Origin of the sequence: Mesobacillus stamsii (assembly GCF_030814065.1) — a bacterium.
In the GTDB taxonomy this organism is placed as follows: Bacteria; Bacillota; Bacilli; order Bacillales; family Cytobacillaceae; genus Mesobacillus; species Mesobacillus stamsii.
Genome location: NZ_JAUSUN010000059.1, coordinates 1 through 3,065, shown reverse-complemented (window position 1 = coordinate 3,065; position 3,065 = coordinate 1). Strand labels below are relative to the sequence as shown.

Genomic DNA, 3,065 nt, shown 5'->3' with positions numbered 1-3,065 from the left:
GAAAATGCTTCCTTTTTATTTTTGGACAGTATATCCGTCAGTTTTAGGACAATTAATATCGTCAAGTTTTGGACATTATAAAACGTCATTAACAACGAGCCAAAATAAAACAAAAAACGCACAAGTAATTTCCTGTGCGGTAAAAAAATGTATTATATTGGCGGGACCGCCTGGGAATCGAACCCAGCTAACCTGGCACGCAGGTCACAAGCGGTTTTGAAGACCGTGGAGGGCACCAGCACCCCAATCAGCCCCTTATGAAAGAACAAATTTTATTATACTTAGAAGCTGTCGATTTTACAAGTGTATTAACTTAATTGTCACAAGGCTTGTCTCCTTTGAAACCGGATATTATAATGAAGGAAAGATAGTAGAAATGTGTGGGTGAAGGGTTATGTATCAGCTCGAAGGTTGGTTTTTATGGTTTATTTTATTCTGGGTCGTAGTATTGGTCGGCTTATTCGCGATTGGCGGCTTTTTCATGTTCCGCAAATTTTTGAAAAAGCTGCCTAAGGACGACGGGAAATCAGATATGGATTGGGAAGAGTATTATGTAAATCAGACTAGGCATCTTTGGACGGAGGACCAAAAGGTATTGCTCGAAGATTTGGTTAGCCCGGTACCTGAATTGTTCAGAGATGTTGCAAGACATAAGATTGCTGGTAAAATCGGTGAGCTGGCGCTTATGGAAAATGCGGGCCAAATCACTCAGGAACTAGTCATCCGTGGTTATATATTGGCAACACCAAAACGCGACCATAAATTTTTGCGAAAGCGTCTTGCAGAAAAGCGAATTAGTACCACTCCCTACGAAAGCCTTTTTTAATCGTTTCTTCTGTAAAAAAAACAACGAGTTTCAGAATCTGAAACTCGTTTCTCACTTTATTCTTCTTCTCCACCTGCGATATTCACCGGACCGGATCGCCTTTGCCTCACAAATATTCCCTGCGATCAACAAAACTACTCCGATAGCAATTAAACTAAACATAATAGCAGGTGAAATGGTTTTAATATATCCCATTCCCTTTAAAAAGATCGGCACAAGAAACACAGCAGGTCCCAGGATTTTTAACAAAATCGCATAATTTTTCAGTGACATCTCTACTCCTCCTGACTGAATCAAGTGGTCTAATCATTGTATTCTGTCAGAGTGAAATTGGTGACCTGGAATCAAACTGTATATCATTTCCTTACTTTTTCTGAAGAAACAACGTTCACAAAAAAAAACAATCAGCCCCACCTTCGCTGATTGCCTCGATAGCCACACGTGCTATCCTGCCTAGTATTTAGATTAATAGAGAAATATAAAATTCGTTGCCTGGTTCTGTTAAGAATTTTTTAACTTTCGTTAAAACAGATAGAAGTGGGCACATACCAAAAAGAAATTAATGATGACTTTGTAAACCATCGCCAACACTCCTTAAATTGAGAAATCCCTTATATTTAAAGCTTATCATAGGATTGTAAAGCAGAAATTAAACAATTTCGGCAATTTTGTAAATTTTCATTAACACCATTTTATTCTTTTTCTTTCCCTCTGATTTTCTCTCTTAGCTCCTCTAACGCCTCAATCGAAAGACTGCCTAATGATTGTACTATTTCCTCTTCAATATTTTTCCTGTTTCTTTCGCGGTATTGATCCCACCATTCACGCAGACCATCCGTATTGTTGAGTAAATATTCGATATCAATGACCTCGATTTCATCATCGGAAATATAGTTAAGTACTGCCGCCAGCATATCGTTTAATCTTTCTATTTCATTACGCTCTTTGTCATCCTGGGTTTCTTTCACCTGATGATTTTCTGCAGCTTTTCGTGGCAAAGTCTCACCTTCTCTTTTCCTGTTTACTACCCATTATTCCCGATAGAATGGATTTTATTGTAAATTCAATTTCAAATCGATACAAACTTGATATTTTGCTGCAAATTCGATTTTGCCACACTTTTTTCATGCAAAAATCCCCTCGTCGATAGCGAGAGGATTTAATTATTGATTGATATGTCTTAGTGGAGTTCATTGTGAAGCTTTTTAAATTGCCTATACATCGCAATCCGCCATGGTACGATCATTGCGAAAGCCAGAATCCAAAACATCCCGCTCAGTTCGCCGACATCAATTGTGCTGCTCAATACGAGCTTCGCAATAACGCGTACTACCAATAAACCGATTAAGATGAAAATAAAAGCCTTTGATCTTTTAAGAAAGATTTCTCTGCCGCGCACTTCAAATTGCGAAGTTTTGATTAGCAGGATCGAGAACAGCATTCCTACCGTTATCGCTTCTAAAATCTGTAAAAAATGCACCCGAAACATCGGGAAGATAAACATGAGAGCACCGGTACTCATGAAAATTGGCGGCAAAATAATTTTTTTAGCTGATGCTGGTTTTTTGGCGGCCTTCACCCTTACGGCTGTAACGAAAATTGCCATACCAACTGCACCTATTGTAGATGCCATAACATAATTCATCTGATTTTCATCCCTTATTATTTGATTACACTATTATTATAATGAAAAATAGCCATTTAAGATACACTTAAATGGCTATTTTTTATCTAAGAACTCTTGATACTGAATCAATTACCTGGGAATCATCAAATGGCTTGACAATAAAATCCTTTGCCCCTGCTTCGATGGCATCTACTACCATCTTCTGCTGGCCCATTGCTGAGCACATGATGATTTTTGCATCTTTGAAGTCTTTTTTGATTTCTTTTACTGCCTCCAGTCCGCTCATTTCTGGCATTGTTATATCCATTGTCACTAGATCAGGCTTAAGCTCGCGGTACAGCATGACTGCCTCACGTCCGTTTTCGGCTTCTCCAACAATTTCATGATTCGCTTTCCTCAGAATATTGGTTAAGGTGATTCTCATAAATTTTGCGTCGTCCACTATCAAAATTCTGGCCATTGCTGTATCCTCCCCGACAATCCAACAAGTATATTAAATTAGATAATTTCCCCTTAATTACTTGACTCTTGCAAAAAAGTTGTCGCCTTGAGTTTTGTAGAGAACACTCAGATGCTAAGAACTTTTGTCGATTAAGAAAAATAAAAAAGGAC

Annotated in this window: 5 protein-coding genes and 1 tRNA gene; 1 reads left to right on the top strand and 5 read right to left on the bottom strand. The window is 38.2% G+C overall.

From position 1 onward, the window contains the following. Positions 1–158 precede the first annotated feature (158 nt). A tRNA-Sec gene (locus J2S25_RS19835) sits at positions 159–255 on the bottom strand. Positions 256–394: 139 nt separating this feature from the next. Between J2S25_RS19835 and J2S25_RS19830 the strand changes: the two genes are divergently transcribed. Further along, positions 395–826: a DUF2621 domain-containing protein gene (locus J2S25_RS19830; protein WP_044394516.1), complete on the top strand. Its 432-nt coding sequence runs from the start codon at positions 395–397 to the stop codon at positions 824–826. Between the two features lie 51 nt (positions 827–877). Here J2S25_RS19830 and J2S25_RS19825 read toward each other — a convergent pair whose 3' ends face one another. From J2S25_RS19825 to J2S25_RS19810, 4 genes are all read right to left on the bottom strand, one after another. After that, positions 878–1,099, bottom strand: coding sequence for a hypothetical protein (locus J2S25_RS19825; RefSeq protein ID WP_307192716.1), 222 nt, complete (start codon positions 1,097–1,099; stop codon positions 878–880). A 419-nt stretch (positions 1,100–1,518) separates the two neighbouring features. After that, positions 1,519–1,824 (bottom strand): hypothetical protein, encoded by a 306-nt coding sequence (locus tag J2S25_RS19820; RefSeq protein ID WP_307192715.1) that lies wholly within the window; start codon positions 1,822–1,824, stop codon positions 1,519–1,521. Positions 1,825–2,006: 182 nt separating this feature from the next. Next, positions 2,007–2,471: a CcdC family protein gene (locus J2S25_RS19815; protein ID WP_044394519.1), complete on the bottom strand. Its 465-nt coding sequence runs from the start codon at positions 2,469–2,471 to the stop codon at positions 2,007–2,009. A gap of 82 nt (positions 2,472–2,553) precedes the next feature. After that, positions 2,554–2,913 (bottom strand): response regulator, encoded by a 360-nt coding sequence (locus tag J2S25_RS19810; protein ID WP_044394520.1) that lies wholly within the window; start codon positions 2,911–2,913, stop codon positions 2,554–2,556. Between the last annotated feature and the right edge of the window lie 152 nt (positions 2,914–3,065).

Bases quoted from the DNA above. Each gene is read 5' to 3' on its own strand.
- J2S25_RS19830 (WP_044394516.1), top strand. From the start codon at position 395: ATGTATCAGCTCGAAGGTTGGTTTTTATGGTTTATTTTATTCTGGGTC.
- J2S25_RS19815 (WP_044394519.1), bottom strand. From the start codon at position 2,471: ATGAATTATGTTATGGCATCTACAATAGGTGCAGTTGGTATGGCAATT.
- J2S25_RS19810 (WP_044394520.1), bottom strand. From the start codon at position 2,913: ATGGCCAGAATTTTGATAGTGGACGACGCAAAATTTATGAGAATCACC.
- J2S25_RS19825 (WP_307192716.1), bottom strand. From the start codon at position 1,099: ATGTCACTGAAAAATTATGCGATTTTGTTAAAAATCCTGGGACCTGCT.